The organism is Cupriavidus sp. GW821-FHT07C08 (genome assembly GCF_059419025.1).
Window position 1 is genome coordinate 15787 of the sequence record NZ_JBWKQZ010000009.1, and the last position, 16398, is coordinate 32184.

General features: G+C 62.2%; 17 protein-coding genes. 10 read left to right on the forward strand and 7 right to left on the reverse strand.

The window, feature by feature from the left end; all coding sequences use genetic code 11:
* Positions 1–49: 49 nt before the first annotated feature.
* Complete coding sequence (locus tag AC07UK_RS13685; protein WP_494685800.1) at positions 50–880, reverse strand: alpha/beta fold hydrolase; 831 nt, start codon at positions 878–880, stop codon at positions 50–52.
* Between the two features lie 215 nt (positions 881–1095).
* Between AC07UK_RS13685 and AC07UK_RS13690 the strand changes: the two genes are divergently transcribed.
* From AC07UK_RS13690 to AC07UK_RS13705, 4 genes are all read left to right on the forward strand, one after another.
* On the forward strand, positions 1096–1548 hold the full coding sequence (locus tag AC07UK_RS13690) for a MerR family transcriptional regulator (RefSeq protein ID WP_114130898.1): 453 nt from the start codon (positions 1096–1098) through the stop codon (positions 1546–1548).
* 352 nt (positions 1549–1900) lie between these two features.
* Positions 1901–2383, forward strand: a complete 483-nt coding sequence (locus AC07UK_RS13695) for a MerR family transcriptional regulator (RefSeq protein ID WP_494685799.1) — start codon at positions 1901–1903, stop codon at positions 2381–2383.
* Positions 2384–2475: 92 nt separating this feature from the next.
* Positions 2476–2943: a (2Fe-2S)-binding protein gene (locus AC07UK_RS13700; protein ID WP_494685798.1), complete on the forward strand. Its 468-nt coding sequence runs from the start codon at positions 2476–2478 to the stop codon at positions 2941–2943.
* Positions 2940–5237 carry a xanthine dehydrogenase family protein molybdopterin-binding subunit gene (locus tag AC07UK_RS13705; protein WP_494685797.1) on the forward strand — a complete coding sequence of 766 codons (2298 nt, stop codon included), beginning with the start codon at positions 2940–2942 and terminating at the stop codon, positions 5235–5237. The genes AC07UK_RS13700 and AC07UK_RS13705 overlap by 4 nt, the downstream gene beginning before the upstream one ends.
* Positions 5238–5436: 199 nt before the next feature.
* Here AC07UK_RS13705 and AC07UK_RS13710 read toward each other — a convergent pair whose 3' ends face one another.
* Positions 5437–5781 carry a c-type cytochrome gene (locus AC07UK_RS13710; protein ID WP_494685796.1) on the reverse strand — a complete coding sequence of 115 codons (345 nt, stop codon included), beginning with the start codon at positions 5779–5781 and terminating at the stop codon, positions 5437–5439.
* Between the two features lie 80 nt (positions 5782–5861).
* On the opposite strand from AC07UK_RS13710, the gene AC07UK_RS13715 reads away from it, so the two are divergent.
* Complete coding sequence (locus tag AC07UK_RS13715) at positions 5862–6953, forward strand: IS630 family transposase (protein ID WP_494685795.1); 1092 nt, start codon at positions 5862–5864, stop codon at positions 6951–6953.
* A 427-nt stretch (positions 6954–7380) separates the two neighbouring features.
* On the opposite strand, the gene AC07UK_RS13720 is transcribed toward AC07UK_RS13715, so the two are convergent.
* From AC07UK_RS13720 to AC07UK_RS13740, 5 genes are all read right to left on the reverse strand, one after another.
* The gene (locus AC07UK_RS13720; protein WP_436223360.1) at positions 7381–7665 is read right to left on the reverse strand and encodes a septal ring lytic transglycosylase RlpA family protein; all 285 of its coding nucleotides are present in this window, start codon (positions 7663–7665) and stop codon (positions 7381–7383) included.
* Positions 7666–8071: 406 nt separating this feature from the next.
* Positions 8072–8272 (reverse strand): hypothetical protein, encoded by a 201-nt coding sequence (locus AC07UK_RS13725; RefSeq protein WP_494685794.1) that lies wholly within the window; start codon positions 8270–8272, stop codon positions 8072–8074.
* Positions 8269–9621: a dicarboxylate/amino acid:cation symporter gene (locus tag AC07UK_RS13730; protein WP_494685814.1), complete on the reverse strand. Its 1353-nt coding sequence runs from the start codon at positions 9619–9621 to the stop codon at positions 8269–8271. The genes AC07UK_RS13725 and AC07UK_RS13730 overlap by 4 nt, the downstream gene beginning before the upstream one ends.
* 254 nt (positions 9622–9875) lie before the next feature.
* The gene (locus tag AC07UK_RS13735; protein ID WP_479942412.1) at positions 9876–10181 is read right to left on the reverse strand and encodes a panthothenate synthetase; all 306 of its coding nucleotides are present in this window, start codon (positions 10179–10181) and stop codon (positions 9876–9878) included.
* 338 nt (positions 10182–10519) lie between these two features.
* Entirely contained in the window at positions 10520–10741 is a 222-nt protein-coding gene (locus AC07UK_RS13740) for a DUF1484 family protein (protein ID WP_153954078.1), read from the reverse strand.
* Between the two features lie 505 nt (positions 10742–11246).
* On the opposite strand from AC07UK_RS13740, the gene AC07UK_RS13745 reads away from it, so the two are divergent.
* From AC07UK_RS13745 to AC07UK_RS13765, 5 genes are all read left to right on the forward strand, one after another.
* Positions 11247–12134 (forward strand): LysR substrate-binding domain-containing protein, encoded by an 888-nt coding sequence (locus AC07UK_RS13745; RefSeq protein WP_494685793.1) that lies wholly within the window; start codon positions 11247–11249, stop codon positions 12132–12134.
* 172 nt (positions 12135–12306) lie between these two features.
* Positions 12307–13056 carry an SDR family NAD(P)-dependent oxidoreductase gene (locus AC07UK_RS13750; RefSeq protein WP_494685792.1) on the forward strand — a complete coding sequence of 250 codons (750 nt, stop codon included), beginning with the start codon at positions 12307–12309 and terminating at the stop codon, positions 13054–13056.
* A gap of 111 nt (positions 13057–13167) precedes the next feature.
* A complete protein-coding gene (locus tag AC07UK_RS13755) occupies positions 13168–14496 on the forward strand; it encodes an MFS transporter (RefSeq protein WP_494685791.1) in 1329 nt (442 codons plus the stop codon).
* Between the two features lie 44 nt (positions 14497–14540).
* A complete protein-coding gene (locus AC07UK_RS13760) occupies positions 14541–15386 on the forward strand; it encodes a transketolase (RefSeq protein ID WP_436223366.1) in 846 nt (281 codons plus the stop codon).
* Positions 15383–16393: a transketolase family protein gene (locus AC07UK_RS13765; RefSeq protein ID WP_494685790.1), complete on the forward strand. Its 1011-nt coding sequence runs from the start codon at positions 15383–15385 to the stop codon at positions 16391–16393. Before AC07UK_RS13760 ends, AC07UK_RS13765 begins: the two co-directional genes overlap by 4 nt.
* The last annotated feature ends 5 nt before the right edge of the window (positions 16394–16398 follow it).

The window sequence follows — 16398 nt, forward strand, 5'->3', positions numbered from 1 at the left end:
GAGGGGACAGCCAGGTGCCAGAAAGCTATTCGTCCGGCACCTGTGGCTGTTAGCCTCGCACGAACGCGAGCAGATCGGCGTTAATCGTTTCGGCGTTCGAAGTTGGCATCCCGTGTGGGAAACCCGGATAGGTCTTCAGGGTGCCGTTCCTGAGCAGCTTTGCCGACAAGAGCCCCGAGTTCGCATAAGGGACAATCTGATCGTCGTCGCCATGCATCACCAGAACGGGAATCGTTGCGCTCTTCAGGTCTTCGGTGAAGTCGGTCTGCGAGAAGGCGACGATGCCGTCATAGTGGGCCTTGGCGCTGCCCATCATTCCCTGCCGCCACCAGTTCCAGATGACGCCTTCCGACGGTTTCGCGTCAGGGCGGTTGTAGCCGTAGAAAGGGCCCGCGGGAATGTCGTAATAAAACTGTGCACGATTTGCCGCGAGCTGGGCCTGGAGGCCATCGAAGACATCCTTGGGGAGACCGCCCGGATTGCTCTCGGTCTTCACCATCAGCGGCGGAACGGCGCTGATGAGTACCGCCTTGGCGACGCGGTCCTCCCCATGACGGCCGACGTAATGAATGACCTCGCCACCGCCCGTGGAATGCCCGACATGGACAGCCTTCTGCACGCCGAGGTGGTTTACGACTGCCGCAACATCATCGGCATAGTGGTCCATGTCATGGCCGTCCCAGACCTGGCTGGATCGTCCATGGCCGCGACGGTCATGGGCAATAACCCGATAGCCGTGCGCCAGAAAAAAAAGCATCTGCGCATCCCAGTCGTCAGCGCTGAGCGGCCAACCGTGATGAAAGAAGATAACCTGTGCGTCACGTGGACCCCAGTCCTTGTAGAAGATCTCAACGCCATCCTTTGTTGTCACATATGCCATTTTTGCTTCTCCTGTGTAGTGCGTAAGCCTTCAATCGGCGATGCGCGCTGATACTTGCAGCGCGGAGGTCGAGTCCTGCTCCTTTCCAGATAGGTAGATGAGGGGAGGGAATGTGGCCAGGGACACCACGCTGGCCAGGCCGGCCTGCCTTGCCGGGCCAAGATTCACTGTAGGATTAAAGTGAACCTTAATGTCAATGCTTTCTTAGGTGCCGTATGAGAATTGGAGAACTGGCTAGGCTCAGCGGTCTGACGGCCTCCCGCATTCGCTTTTACGAGGCAGCCGGATTGATTCTGGCAGTCGAGCGCCAGGCGAATGGCTATCGCGACTACCCGCCGGAGGCGGTATGGATTCTGGAAATCATCGCCAGCGCGCAGAGTGCGGGGTTCTCGCTCGATCAGATCCGCCATCTGCTACCGCTCGGTTCGGGGAACTGGCAGCACGATGAGCTACTGGATGCCCTCAAGCGGAAAGTCGCCGAAATCGAGGACATGCAGAAGCGCCTCAAACAAAACAAGACCCATTTGCTCGCCGCCATCAGAAACATCGAAAACCGGCCTGCGGATATGCCGTGCTCTGACAGGACGAAGTGGGTGCTGGACCGCCTCCGCGAAGAAGGGGCCGTCGTGCCAGTTCGGGGTAAGACCCGTCGCCCCGCAGCGAGCTGATCCCGGAACGTGCTGGCCCGGGAACTGCCGGCGCACGTGTCTCCCAATGTGTCGGAACGTCTACTTCGGTCTCGATCCCTTCACCTTCAATCCGCGTTGGGATCCACAAGGGGATCGGAATGAGTCCAACCTGAACAATCCGCATCTGGATGCTTGACCTTCAAGTTGAGTTTAAGCTTAAAGTGCTGGCTACCGGCTGTTGATCGGCTTGCCTCGGGCACTGGCTGGCCGTGGGCATTTGTGGGCGTGCTGATGCAGGCCCTGCAGCTAGGTTGGGTAGCGCGTATTAACTGACATATAGCGTCAGAGATTCTTGAGGGTGACTTCAAGCTGCTTGAGGAGTGTGGCGAGCATGAGGATCGGGGAACTGGCGGAGCGCACTGGCCTTGCCCCGTCGCGCATCCGCTTTTACGAAGGCATCGGCTTGTTGACGGTCGAGCGTCGGCAGAACGGCTACCGGACCTATCCACCTCAGGCGGTGCTGGTGCTCGACCTGATCGCGACTGCGCAGCAGGCCGGCTTTAGTCTCGATGAGATTCGTAAGCTGCTACCGCCCGACCTGGCGCACTGGAAGCATGGCTCGTTGATTGAAACGCTCCGCAGCAAGGTGCAGGACATCGAGGCGCTGGAGGGGCGGCTTGCGCAGAGCAAGGCGCACCTCGTCGCACTCCTGGCGGAGATCGAGGCGAAACCTGAGGAAATTGACTGCGCCACCAATGCGAGCAGGGTGTTGTCGCGGATACGATCAGGAGAATTGGAAGGCCCAGCCCTGGGGACCGGCGATGTCACTACCCTTCGCAAGGCAAGCCGGCGCCGGTCGGTCAGGACTGGCTAACGGACCGTCGATGGTCTGTCCACAGCGCGGCCAAAGCGCTTGGCATGGGCGACAAGCCAGCATGAATTTCGGTAAGGGCAAGGAGATAACACATGAATCTTGAAGTCAACCGCCAGCCAGTCAGCATCGATTGCGATCCGGCCACCCCCTTGCTGTGGGTTCTGCGGGAGCATTTGAACCTGACGGGCACGAAGTTCGGCTGCGGCGTCGCCGCTTGTGGCGCGTGTACCGTGCATCTGGATGGCGCGGCGGTGCGGTCCTGCGTCTTGCCCGTGGCGGCGGTGGCCGGCAAGCGCATCACCACGATCGAAGGGCTGGCCAACGCGCCGGGCAAGCGCCACGCGCTGCAGCAGGCCTGGATTGACGAACAGGTGCCGCAATGCGGCTACTGCCAGTCGGGCATGCTGATGGCGGCGGCGGACCTGCTGGCCCGACAGCCAGACCCAAGTGATGCCGACATCGACGCCGCCATCACCAACCTGTGCCGCTGCGGCACGTATCCGCGCGTGCGTACCGCCATCAAGCGTGCAGCGAAGGCGCTGCGCGAGGGGCGCGCATGAGCGCCAAGCCAACAACCCCGCGCCGCGGAAGGCGCCGGTTTCTGCTGGGGGCGCTCGGCCTTGGCGGTGCGCTGGTGGTGGGATGGGGCGTGATGCCCCCTCGCAGCCGGCTTGGAGATCCCGCGGTGTTTCCTGAAACGACCGGCCAGATTGCCCTGAACGGCTGGATCAAGATCACGCCGGAAGGCAATGTCATCCTCGCCATGCCACGGGTAGAGATGGGACAGGGCATCCACACCGCGCTGTCGATGCTGGCCGCCGAGGAGCTCGATATTCCGCTGGCAAGGGTGAGCATCGAGTCGTCGCCCATCGAGCGCATCTACGGCAATGTCGTCACCATCGGCGACAGCTCGCTGCCGCTGCATCCGGACGATGCCGATAAGACCTGGGCGCGCGCACTGCACTGGATCATGGCCAAGAGCACGCGAGAGATCGGCCTCATCATCACCGGCGCCAGCAGCAGCGTGGCCGACGGCTGGCAGCCAGTGCGCGAGGCCGCCGCGACCGCGCGCGCCGCCTTGGTGGAAGCTGCTGCGCGCCAATGGGGCGTGCAGGCGGCACAGGTGACGGTGCGGGAAGGCCAGCTCATTGGCCCGGGCGGCAAGCAGATGCCTTTCTCCGCGGCCGCGCGGAAGGCGCGCGACATTGCGCCGCCATCGAACGTCATGCTCAAACCGGCTTCGCAGTACCGGCTGATTGGCAAGCCTGCACGGCGCAACGACATCGCCAGCAAGACGGATGGCAGCGCACGCTTTGCCATCGATGCGCGGCCGCCCGGCATGTTGTACGCGGCGCTCGTCATGTGTCCGGTGTTCGGCGGCAAGCTCAAGACCTTCCAGTCGAAGGCGGCGCTTGCCATGCCCGGCGTGCGCTATGTCGTGCCGTTCGACGGCTCGGCGGGCGGCGCACCGGGCGTGGCCGTGGTGGCCGACCACTACTGGCAGGCACGCCAGGCCCTGGAAAAACTCGAACCGGTCTGGGACAACGGGCCGCATGCCGCGCTCGATTCCGCGGGCATCCGGCAGCAGCTCGTCGGCGCGCTGGACAGCGACAAGGGCGGTTTCACGTACCGTTCGATGGGCGATGGCCTGAAGGCCTTTGACAAGACGGGCGGCGCAACCATCGTCGAGGCCGAATACAGTGTGCCGTACCTGGCGCATGCCGCCATGGAGCCGATCAACTGCACGGCGCAGGTGACCAGGGAACGCGTGCAACTCTGGGCGCCCACCCAGGTGGCCACGCTGGCGCAACTGGTCGCGGCGCGCACGGCAGGTGTGAGCCGGGACCAGGTGCATATCGACATCCCACTCATTGGCGGCGGCTTCGGACGGCGACTGGAGTCGGATTTCATCGGCCAGGCCGTGTCGATCGCCACCAGGACCGAGGGCCGCCCGGTACAGGTGATCTGGTCGCGTGAGGACGACATTCGCCACGACTTCTATCGTCCGCAGGCCATCGCACGGCTGAAGGCGCGCGTCGAGAATGGCAGGGTAACGGCCATCGCCTCGCGCAGTGCCGGGCAGTCGATCCTGGCCGGCGAGCTGGAGCGCCTGTTTGGCGCGCCGTCGCTCGGCATCGACCGCTATACCGCCGAGGGCCTGTTCGACCTGCCATACGAGATCGAGCACGAGCACATTGCGCACGTGGTGGTCGATTTGCCGGTACCGATCGGATTCTGGCGCAGCGTCGGTCACTCCTACAACGGCTTCTTCCTGGAAGGTTTTCTCAACGACGTGGCAGCGGCCGCCAGACTCGATCCGCTAGCGATGCGGCGCGACTTGCTCAAGGCGCACCCGCGTGAGCTGAAGGTGCTCGACACCGTAGCGCAGGCGGCAGGTTGGAACCAGCCGCCGGCACCGGCTGCGGACGGCGCGCCGCGTGCGCGCGGGCTCGCGCTGCACAACTCGTTCGGCTCGGTGGTGGCACAGGTGGCAGAGGTGTCGCTCAAGGACGGAAAGCCGCGCGTGCATCGCGTTGTCTGCGCCGTGGACTGCGGCACGGTGGTGAATCCGGACATCGTTGCGCAGCAGATGGAAAGCGGGATTATCTTCGGGCTGTCTGCGGCGCTGTACAGCCAGATTCAGATCAAGGACGGGCGGATCGTGCAGACCAACTTCCCTGACTATCCGATGATGAAGATGGCGCAGACGCCGGTAATCGAAACCCACCTCGTGCCCAGCACGGCCGAGCCCGGCGGCGTCGGTGAAATTGCCGTGCCGCCGATCGCGCCGGCCGTGGCACATGCCGTCGCCCAGCTTACCGGCAAGCCGGTTCGGCAACTGCCAATGGTGTAAGTCAGCAGGCTCCCGCCAGACGCCGTCGGGCGGCCGAAGCAGGTCGGTAAGCGGACTCGAATCAAGAGCAGTCACTCAGCATCGGGCCGCCCTTCACGCCAGGCTAATCTCGTCTGACTGACCGTACTAGAAGCTCGGCCGGCCACAAGGAAAAGTGGCCGCGATCACCAAACTTCTGTATCCGCCTCTTGCCTCAAAATCATCGGCTTTTTGAAATCACACCACTCATGTATTTATTTAAATCGCGAAAATCCTGGACAGTCCAAGAGTGCGGCGCCAGACTTACACCATTCTCTCGCAAAGTTCTTGGAATCAAGTCTCCATTTGGACGAAGTATTACCGATGAAACAATAACACCCGGATAATCATTGAGTCGTTTTTTGAAAGCGGCGGTTGTCAGATCAGGTGTGGGAGGATTGCTTTTCTTGGCCAATGGCCCTGTCCCTTTGATATCTGCTCCATGGCACATGGCACATCTCTGTGTAAAGAGATTTTTCCCATTGACATTTTGCGCGAAGGATAGTGATGTTTGAGTTAGCACCACAACTCCTAGTGTCCTGTCCCGCAAATAACTGGCATTAGTCTTGCTTTCCGTTTCGGTATTTTGGGAACGGAGATATCGCGATGATTACGGGCAGACCGAAGGCCGAATTGGTGTTGAGCGAAGACGAACGCGCGCAGTTGCAGGCGTTCGCGCGCAGCCGGTCGTTGCCTGCTGCGTTGAGCAATCGGGCGCGCATCATCCTCAGCAGCGCCGACGGTGAGCTCAATAGCGCGATCGCCGAACGGCTGAAGATGAGCAACGCCACGGTCGGCAAATGGCGCGCGCGCTTCATTGCACGCCGAATCGCCGGTCTGTATGACGACGTTCGCCCGGGGGCCCCGCGCACGGTCGACGACGAACGGGTGGCGCAATTGATTCAGACCACCCTGCATACGAAGCCGGCCAACGGCTCGACACACTGGAGCGTGCGTGCTGTCGCGCCCGAGACCGGCATCTCCAAGAGCAGCGTGCAGCGCTACTTCCAACTCTTCGGGCTGCAACCTCATCGTACCGAAAGCTTCAAGCTGTCTACCGACCCGTTCTTTGTCGAGAAGCTGCGCGACGTGGTGGGCTTGTACCTGAGCCCACCTGACAACGCGCTGGTGCTGTGCGTGGATGAGAAAAGCCAGTGCCAGGCACTGGAGCGCACGCAGCCGATGCTGCCCATGGGATTCGGCTACGTCGAGGGCGTCACCCACGACTACAAACGTCATGGCACCACCACGCTGTTTGCGGCGCTGAACATCCTGAATGGAGCTGTGCTGGCGCGATGCAAACCGCGCCATCGCCATCAGGAGTTCCTGTCGTTCCTCCGAGAGATCGACCAGGCCGTGCCCGCTGAGCTGGACATTCACTGCATTGCCGATAACTACGCTACGCACAGTCACCCGAAGATCAAGGCCTGGCTGGCAGCGCGTCCGCGTTGGCACATGCATTTCATCCCGACCTACAGTTCCTGGCTCAATCAGGTCGAACGTTTCTTCTCCCTGATTACTGATAAGGCCATCCGCCGCGGCTCATTCACCAGCGTCAAGCAGTTGGTCCAACGCATCGATCATTTCGTGACCGCTTACAACGCGGACTGCCAGCCGTTTCGCTGGACTGCTACTGCCGATTCGATTCTCGAAAAGTTGCACCGACTTTGCTCACGTATTAGTGGGACAGGACACTAGCGAGGCGATGCATAATGCTCTTACTTTCATTTTTCCTTGTTGTATAAATCAGATCATTATCGAGGGCAAACTGCGGGGAGCACCACTGCAACACTCAACTCTTTCGATAACATTTGAATTTAACCCAGGTTTCGGAAAAATTGAAAATTACATTCCGTATTCCGGAGTGCCTGGCGCGGCCGGCGGGCCGTGGATCATTGCCGGCCGCCGCGCCTGGCGCATTATCGCAGACGGCACGGCCCAGCTGGTTTGCCGCGTCCGCGAAAATGTTCGGCATTGCGCCGGCCTATTGCCCTTGCGGGGGCTTACTTCGCGGGCGTTTCGGCGGCTTGACGCTCCCGCGCTGCGCAAGCGGGTTGTCCTCGACGCGGTGGAAGTCCTCGGGGAATCCCTATGCATAGTGGTGTAGAACCGCAGCCGCAATCGATCAACGTTCAATCTGCACGTGCATCGACCGCGCGTCTGGCAAACCCAAGGCCGCCGCAGCAGCGTAAGAGAGATCGATAATCCGGCCTTTGACGTATGGTCCGCGATCGTTGATGCGAACGACAACCGACTTTCCGGTAGCCAACGATCTGACGCGCACATAGCTGCCGAGCGGTAATGTTCGATGGGCGGCAGTCAAGGCGCCGCCATCGTAGCGTTCTCCGTTTGCGGTCAGACGCCCCTGGAACGTTGCCGAATACCATGACGCCTCGCCGGATTGCAACATCTCGTGCTCGTGCCGAGGGCGACAGGAATCAGCTCTGCACGCAGAATGCTTGGACGGAATCTGTCCGCAAGCAGTGAACAAAGCGCAGATTCCCAAGAATCCCAAATAGCGAAGTGATAGCACCATAGACCACCAGTCAGTTATTGAGACGTGGTTCTAGCGGTCTCCAAAAGTTCACGTTGGCGGCGTGACCGGGTTACGTAACACCTTGACAATATTTTAGGTGACAAGCGACGCCCCTGAAGGTCCGACCCGACGACAGGCTGGTTTCTGGACTATCGGTCGAATGTGGTCCAAAGGTTGCGCATTGTTCCCAGAGCATTTGACGCGACGCCGTTGAGTTGACCACTCTATTCCCGCATTGTGGAAAGCCTGAAGGCAGTCGGCGCCACGGGACGGGAGAACCTCAGGCCACCCGCCGCCCGGGCATCAGCCCGCCATACTCCTTCCCCAAGAACTCCGCCGCGTGCTCCAGCAGATAGGCGCGGCGGCTCTCGCTGGCCGGCGACAAACGCTTGCTCGACATATGCGCGACATGCCAGATGCGCCAGGAGCCATAGTTGCCACAGCCCGCGGTGGCGATGTGTGCTTGCGCGGTGCCGCTCACTGGGCCGCCGTGGTGTCGGCGGCCGGCATATGGGTCGCGACCTGGTCGAGCACCACTTCCGGCTCATCGGCCTCAATGTCCGACTCGTCATCAAGCCTGCGGTGCATCCGCTCGACATCGAGGTCGCCGGTCCATTTTGCCACCACCACTGTGGCCACGCCGTTGCCAATCAGGTTGGTCAGGGCGCGAGCCTCCGACATGAAGCGGTCAATGCCGAGGATCAGGGCCAGCCCCGCCACCGGAACATGCCCCACCGCCGAAAGCGTGGCCGCCAGCACGATGAAGCCACTCCCGGTGACACCGGCGGCGCCCTTGGAGGTCAGTAGCAGCACAGCGAGCAGGGTGAGTTGCTGCATCAGGGTCATGTCGGTGTTGGTCGCCTGGGCGATGAACACCGCCGCCATGGTCAGGTAGATGGAGGTGCCATCCAGGTTGAAGGAGTAGCCAGTCGGGATCACCAGTCCGACGACGGACTTGCGGGCGCCCAGGTTCTCCAGCTTGGCCATCATCCGCGGCAACACGGATTCCGACGACGACGTGCCCAGCACGATCAGCAGTTCCTCCTTGATGTACTTGATGAACTTCCAGATCGAGAAGCCATGCAGCCGCGCGATGGTGCCCAGCACGACGAAGATGAAAAGCAGGCAGGTGGCGTAGAAGGTCGCCATCAGCTGGCCAAGCTGCAGCAGCGAGCTCACGCCGTACTTGCCGATGGTGAAGGCCATGGCGCCGAAGGCGCCAATCGGCGCGACCTTCATGATGTAGCCGACAATGGTGAACAGCACGTGCGAAAACTTCTCGATAAAGTCGAACACCAACGTGCCGCGGCCGCCGAACCTGTGCAGCGCGAAACCGAACATCACCGCGAACAGCAGCACCTGGAGGATCTCACCCTTGGCAAAGGCATCCACCACCGTGTTCGGGATCACGTGCAGCAGGAAATCGACCGTGCCTTGCATCTTGCCGGGCTCGGTGTAGGCGGCGATGCCCTTCGTGTCGAGGGTGGCTACGTCGACGTTCATGCCGGCGCCGGGCTTGACGATGTTGATGATCAACAGGCCAACCAACAGCGCAATGCTGCTTACGACCTCAAAGTACAGCAGCGCCAGCCCGCCGGTCTTGCCAACCTTCTTCATGTCCTCCATGCCGGCGATGCCCACCACGACCGTGCAGAAGATGATCGGCGCGATGATCATCTTGATCAGCTTGATGAAGCCATCACCCAACGGCTTCATCGCCTCGCCGGCATGCGGCCAGAAATGACCGAGGATGACGCCGATGACAATGGCGGTGATGACCTGGAAGTAGAGGGACCTGTAGAACGGCTTCGGGTGATTGTCTTTTTCCATCATCGTCTCCATTGCCGGTTCACGGTCGGCATCCGGACGCCCGGCCGGGTCCGGCAGCCGATCGTCGCTTGCCGACCCACTACGGCCGCTGTGTCCAGCGCTACTTCAATGGCAGCTACTGGACGTAACCGGCGCCATGCGAGCGGCGTGCCGCTTGCATGGCCTCCGTGTTGACAGAAGTGTTAGATACCATTAACGGAAATGAGTATGGGGCGGTCTGGGGGCTATTCGTTACCGATCTCGCCGACCGCTCATCACGCCCACTTCTTCCCTAGTTCCTCCAGACCAGCCTTTTGCAGATCCTCCTGGCTCATCACAATGCGGAACTTGCAGTTGGCCTGGAAGTTGAGAAAGAAGGGCTCCGCAAAAGCAGGAACGTCGGATGGATTTTCGACGTTGATCAGGAAGACCCCGCAGCGCATTCCGTCTTGCTCAGTAAAGTACACCGCTTCCGGTTTGATCGCTTCCAGGATACGCCCAATTATCTCGCCCGCCTTCCCGCCTCTGACGAGGGAGTTGAAGGGCTCATGAGGGAATTCGACTGTGAGTAGCATCTTCATAATTCACCTTCCTCTTTCATCGTTGCTGCGCCGTGGCCAGACTTTTGCCTCAGGCGCTCGTGCCGCCTAAGGTCGGCGCTCAGCGGCCCGTCGATCACGGCGGGTGGGCAAACCGACGCCGTGGCTGGCCGGGGCGCCGATATTAAAAGATAGCACCGGCCACTGAGAAAGCTAGTTCTCGGGCATCCTGCTCGCGGGCGAGGCCGGGCGGGCCCAGCCAGCCCAACGTTGTGTCAGGCGTCCAAAGTGAATAACCGCAGCCGAAGCTGCGGTTATCCCTCCAGTATGACCAACCGCCATCAAGACTGCCCTCGTAGCGGCCGCGCCAGACATCCGCCTCAGTCCGAGGGGAAATGCTCCGCAGCAGTCTGATCAAGCCGCAGCTTGATCATGACCACCAGGCAATGAATGCCGTGGCACGCCTCGGAACGTTCGCTTTCCACTTCCAGCAGGGACAGGACGCAACTAAGGCTGGCGCTGATGTGCTCGAGCGATTCGAGGCAGTCTGCTGGATTGGCGGCCAGCACGGTTTCATGTTTCGACGTGGTTCGTTTTTGCATTGCGAGCTCCTATGAGAGTTGGAAGACCCGCCCGATGCGATCATTCGAAGGGTGGCGGGCCTGACAGCAGGGGTAGCAATACCGGTTCGCTAATGCGGTCACCCGGCCAGCCTTACGGCTGCCCCGCCCGGCCCGCCGTGAACAGAGGAGACGTGGACGCGCGAACGTGGCCGCATGATGCGGCCACACCATTAGCGAGTTTCGGGTTGCTACGCCCGATCACCGTTGTTTCGGTGATGCCTCTAGTGTTCCCATCTCGATCGTTCATGGCGATCAGAGGATTCGCAATTCTCCCTAGAGGGTTGGCTGGGATGCGTAAAAAATCCCCAACATCCTCGAAAAAAAACAGTCAATGGATCCAGCGGCGGCACGCGCCGCTGCAAGTCCAGCACTGTGCCCCGGTGTCGGACCCAGGTTTCATCGAGTCGAAGTAGAATTCCCGAATGTTCATGACCGGGATCGGACTGGGCAATTGTGGCCCGATCCACCAGCCATCCCCCCAGCCATGCGGATTCCACCGGTGAAGGCAATCATCGCCTTCGAGAGCGTTGCCAGAACAAAGAGCGTCAGCCGGGCATCGGAGGAGTTGGGCTTGACGGCATCCGCTGTCAGCCACCAGATCGGCAATCTCGAGGATGCGCTCGGCCAGGCCCTCTTCTTCCGGCAGGGACGTGGACTGGTCCTGACGCCTGTGGGTGAGCAGTACCTCAGGGACATCACGGGTGTGCTTGCTGACCTGAATCGCGCGACCGAGCGCGCTTCCAGCCCGGCGAACGTCGAGATCCTCCGGGTCCATTCGAGCCCCAGCTTCGGGCTGATGTGGCTGTTGCCGCGACTGGAATCGTTCCAGGCAGACAATGGCGATATCCAGTTGAATCTGTCCTGCTCCTATGAGGACGTTTCTTTTACGAGCGGGTACTACGATGTGGACATCCGCCACGGTTACGCACATTGGCGCGATATCCAGGTCAAAACCCTGCGCCGGGAAACCATAGCGCCGCTCGCCTCGCCGGCGTATCTTGAAAAGCATCCGATATCGTCACCGGCCGATTTGCTCGCGCACCGCCTCATCTATTCGGAGACCCCGCTGGTCCAATGGCAGCAATGGTTTGCCAGATTCGGCATCCCGGCCGCCCACAAGACGTTCGATTTCACGTTCGACCGCTCGTATATGTCGCTCGAAACAGCGGCACTGGGGCTTGGGGTGGCGCTGGAAAGCACGCTGCTGGCGTCGGTTCTGATCGGTAAGGGTTCCCTTGTGCCGGTGTTCGACGACTCCCATGCCATCGAGGTTGGCAGTCACCATCTCGTCTATCCCGCGCAGAACGCCGACCTGCCGCGCGTGGCGCGCTTCCTGGCCTGGATGGAGCGCCAGCTGCCGGCGCCGGGCTGAGGGCCACAGGCGACAATCCGGGGCAGGAAAGTGCCGCCAGCGGCGCCTGACCTGAAGCTCCTCCCGCCATTCCCTGAAAATTTCTCAGCAATACCTGAGGCAGACCGCGTTGATCGGAACGCCGCCAGCGACAAAACTCGACCCATCAAATCCAATGTCAAAGGAGACAAAGATGCTGGTCGAGAACAACGTAGTCATGATCACGGGCGCCGCCTCCCCGCGCGGTATCGGCAAGGCCACCGCCAAGGCATTTGCCGCCCAGGGCGCCACCGTGGTCATTCTGGATCTGCGGCTCGAAGACGCTCAGGCTGCCGCTGGCGAACTGGGCGACCAGCACCTCGGTCTGGCCTGCGATGTGACGGATAAGGCGTCCTGCGAACGTGCGGCGCAGGCCGTGCTGCAGCGCTATGGGCGCATCGACGCGCTCGTCAACAATGCCGGCATCACCCAACCGGTGCGCACGCTGGATATCCAGGCCGCCAACTATGACGCCGTGCTGGACGTCAACCTGCGCGGCACCCTGTACATGTCGCAGGCCGTGCTGCCGCAGATGCGCGAACAGAAGCGCGGCAGCATTGTCTGCATGTCGTCGGTGTCCGCGCAGCGCGGCGGCGGCATCTTCGGCGGCCCGCACTACAGCGCCGCCAAGGCCGGCGTGCTGGGACTGGCGCGCGCGATGGCACGCGAGTTCGGGCCGGACGGCATCCGCGTCAACGCGATCACGCCGGGCCTGATCCAGACCGACATCACCGGCGACAAGCTGACCCCGGAAATACGCGCCGACATCATCAAGGGCATCCCGCTGGGCCGCCTGGGCAATGCCGCCGACGTGGCCAATGCCTGCGTGTTCCTGGGCAGCGACATGTCCGCCTACCTGACCGGCATCACGCTCGACGTCAACGGCGGCATGCTGATCCACTAGTCCGCCGATTCAGCGACTCAGTGAACTAAATTCAAGTCAAGCCGCCCACAGAGGCGGAACACCTGACAGCCGGTGCGCCGCAGCGCGGCGCCACCAGGCAGGAGACAACCGATGAAGACCAAATACGCGGCTTCGCCCATGGGCGGCGAAGCGACGCTGCACGCCGATTCCGCCACCTTCGAGACCCGCACCTACGCCAAGGTGGTGAAGCGGCTGATCCCGTTCCTGATGCTGTGCTACCTGGGCGCCTACCTGGACCGGGTCAATGTCGGCTTTGCCAAGCTGCAGATGCTCAGCGACCTGCGGTTCAGCGAGACCATCTACGGCCTGGGCGCCGGCATCTTCTTCCTTGGCTATTTCATCTTTGAAGTGCCGAGCAACGTCATCCTCCACAAGGTCGGTGCCAAGCGCTGGCTGGCGCGCATTATGCTGACCTGGGCGGTGATCTCGGCCTGCTTTGCCTTTGTCACCACGCCGACCCAGTTCTATGCGTTGCGCTTTCTGCTGGGCGTGGCCGAAGCCGGTTTTGCGCCTGGCGTGATCCTGTACATGACCTACTGGTTCCCGTCGGAGCGCCGCGCCAAGGCCTTGTCCCTGTTCTTCATGGCGATCCCGCTGGCGGGCATCGTGGGCGGGCCGCTGTCGGGCTACATCATGCATGCCTTCCACGGCGTGGGCGACCTGGCCGGCTGGAAATGGCTGTTCCTGATCGAGGCGCTGCCGTCGCTGTTCCTGGGCGTGGCCATCCTGTTCTATCTGGACAACGGCATCGACCAGGCGCACTGGCTCACCGACGCCGAGAAGGCGCTGCTTAGGCGCAATATCGAAGGCGACAACGCGCAGAAGATGGAACACATGTCGATCCGGTCCTTCATGAGCGACCGTCGGCTGTGGCTAATGGCCGGGATCTACTTCTGCGTGGTGCTGGGCCAGTACGGCCTGACCTTCTGGCTGCCCACCATCATTCGCAAGGCCGGCGTGGCCGATCCGCTGTGGGTGGGCATCTACACCGCGCTGCCGTACCTGTGCGCCATCGTGGCGCTGCCGCTGGTCGGCATGAGCGCCGACCGCCGCCGCGAGCGCCGCTTCCACCTGATCGTGCCGATGGTCACTGCCGCCGCCGGGTTCGCCATCCTGCCGATGCTGGGCAGTGTCAGCGCATCGCTGGTGTGCCTGTGCATCGCCGCGGCCGGCATCCTGGCCTCGTCCTCGCAGTTCTGGGCGTTGCCTACCGCGCTGCTGGGCGGCATGTCCGCCGCAGCCGGGATTGCCGCAGTCAACTGCGTCGCCAACCTGGCCGGTTTCTTCTCGCCCGCCATCGTGGGCTGGCTCAACGACCTGACCGGCAAGTCCACCGCCGGGCTGGTGTTTATCTCGGCCACCGTGGTGTTCGGCGCCATGCTGGTGTTCCTGGTCCCGGCCAGGAGCGTGAACCGCTGATACCCCTTTCCCTGAATTCCGATCCATTGCTTGCAGGAGACACCATGCAACACCAAACCACCGACAAGGCCATGTCCTTGCGGGAACGCGCTTACCGCATCCGCCGCAACGCCTTGCTGATGGGCGAAGTGCAGGGCCAGGGCTACATCGGCCAGGCACTCGACATCGCCGACGTGCTCGCCGTGGCTTACTTCGACGCCATGCGCTACCGCCCCGAAGACCCCGAATGGGAAGGGCGCGACCGCTTCCTGCTGTCCAACGGCCATTACGCCATCGCGCTGTACGCAGCGCTGCTGGAAGCCGGCATCCTGCCTGCCGAAGAGCTGGAGACGTACGGCAGCGACGACAGCCGCCTGCCGATGTCGGGCATGGCCAGCTACACGCCCGGCATGGAGATGTCCGGCGGCTCGCTGGGGCAGGGCCTGACCATTGCGGTGGGCCGCTGCCTGGGGCTTAAGCGCAAGGGCTCGGACAATTTCGTCTACACCCTGTTCTCTGACGGCGAGCTGGATGAGGGTGCGATCTGGGAAGGCATTCTGTCCGCCGCCCACTGGAAGCTGGACAACCTGATCGCCGTGGTCGATGTCAACAACCAGCAGGCTGACGGGCCCTCCACCCAGATCATGGCGTTCGAGCCCCTGGTACCCAAGCTGGAAGCCTTCGGCTGGTTCACCCTGCGCGTGGACGGCAACGACATCGACGCCGTGGCCGCTGCCTTCCGCGCAGCGCGCGAGCACCGCGGCGCGCAGCCGCGCATGATCATCTGCGATACGCGCATGGGATGCGGCGTGCCGTTTCTCGAACAGCGCGAGAAGAACCACTTTATCCGCGTGGATGCCCACGAATGGCAACTCGCACTGCAGGCCCTGGAAGCCGGGAGACAAGCATGAACAAGACCAACGCAACCACCAACGCCAAGCCGAAGCTGAAGACCTCGGCGATGATCGCCTCCATCGCCGGGGAAGGGCAGGCGACCAGATCGGCCCCGTTCGGCCACGCGCTGGTAGAACTGGGCCGGCACAAGCAGGACGTGATCGGCATGACGGCCGACCTGGGCAAATACACCGACTTGCATCTCTTTGCCCAGGCCTTCCCGGAGCGCTATTACCAGATGGGCATGGCCGAGCAGCTGCTGATGGGCGCCGCCGCCGGCTTCGCCCATGAGGGTGCGCAGCCCTTCGTCACCACCTATGCAGTGTTTGCGACGCGGCGCGCCTATGATTTCATGCACCAGGCCATCGCCGAAGACAACCTCGACGTGAAGATCGTCTGCGCGTTGCCCGGGCTGACCACCGGCTACGGCCCCAGCCACCAGGCCGCGGAAGACCTGGCGCTGATGCGCGCCATGCCCAACATGACCGTGATCGACCCGTGCGATGCCATCGACATCGAGCAGATGGTGCCGGCCATTGCCGCCCACAACGGTCCGGTGTACGCGCGCCTGCTGCGCGGCAATGTCCCGGTCGTGCTTGACGAGTACGACTACAAGTTCGAGCTGGGCAAGGCCAAGCTGCTGCGCGACGGCGCCGAAGTGCTGGTGATCTCGTCGGGCATCATGACCATGCGCGCGCTGGAGGTGGCCAGGGCGCTGGAGGCCGACCGCATCGGCGTGGCGGTGCTGCACGTGCCGACGATCAAGCCGCTGGACACCGAGACCATCCTGCGCGAGGCCAGGCGAAAAGGGCGCCTGGTGGTGGTCGCCGAGAATCACACCGTAATCGGCGGCCTCGGGGAAGCGGTCGCGACGACGCTGATGCAAGCTGGCATCTCTGTGCCGTTTCGGCAGGTGGGATTGCCGGACGCGTTCCTGGATGCCGGGGCGCTGCCCACATTGCACGATCGCTATGGAATTTCGGCGAACGTCATGGCCGATGCCATCAAGCGGTGGATTGAGTAGCGATC

Coding starts and splice junctions, on each gene's coding strand:
- AC07UK_RS13685 (WP_494685800.1), bottom strand. CDS start 880: ATGGCATATGTGACAACAAAGGATGGCGTTGAGATCTTCTACAAGGAC.
- AC07UK_RS13690 (WP_114130898.1), top strand. CDS start 1,096: ATGAGAATTGGAGAACTGGCTAGGCTCAGCGGTCTGACGGCCTCCCGC.
- AC07UK_RS13695 (WP_494685799.1), top strand. CDS start 1,901: ATGAGGATCGGGGAACTGGCGGAGCGCACTGGCCTTGCCCCGTCGCGC.
- AC07UK_RS13700 (WP_494685798.1), top strand. CDS start 2,476: ATGAATCTTGAAGTCAACCGCCAGCCAGTCAGCATCGATTGCGATCCG.
- AC07UK_RS13705 (WP_494685797.1), top strand. CDS start 2,940: ATGAGCGCCAAGCCAACAACCCCGCGCCGCGGAAGGCGCCGGTTTCTG.
- AC07UK_RS13715 (WP_494685795.1), top strand. CDS start 5,862: ATGATTACGGGCAGACCGAAGGCCGAATTGGTGTTGAGCGAAGACGAA.
- AC07UK_RS13720 (WP_436223360.1), bottom strand. CDS start 7,665: ATGTTGCAATCCGGCGAGGCGTCATGGTATTCGGCAACGTTCCAGGGG.
- AC07UK_RS13730 (WP_494685814.1), bottom strand. CDS start 9,621: ATGGAAAAAGACAATCACCCGAAGCCGTTCTACAGGTCCCTCTACTTC.
- AC07UK_RS13735 (WP_479942412.1), bottom strand. CDS start 10,181: ATGAAGATGCTACTCACAGTCGAATTCCCTCATGAGCCCTTCAACTCC.
- AC07UK_RS13740 (WP_153954078.1), bottom strand. CDS start 10,741: ATGCAAAAACGAACCACGTCGAAACATGAAACCGTGCTGGCCGCCAAT.
- AC07UK_RS13745 (WP_494685793.1), top strand. CDS start 11,247: ATGCGGATTCCACCGGTGAAGGCAATCATCGCCTTCGAGAGCGTTGCC.
- AC07UK_RS13750 (WP_494685792.1), top strand. CDS start 12,307: ATGCTGGTCGAGAACAACGTAGTCATGATCACGGGCGCCGCCTCCCCG.
- AC07UK_RS13755 (WP_494685791.1), top strand. CDS start 13,168: ATGAAGACCAAATACGCGGCTTCGCCCATGGGCGGCGAAGCGACGCTG.
- AC07UK_RS13760 (WP_436223366.1), top strand. CDS start 14,541: ATGCAACACCAAACCACCGACAAGGCCATGTCCTTGCGGGAACGCGCT.
- AC07UK_RS13765 (WP_494685790.1), top strand. CDS start 15,383: ATGAACAAGACCAACGCAACCACCAACGCCAAGCCGAAGCTGAAGACC.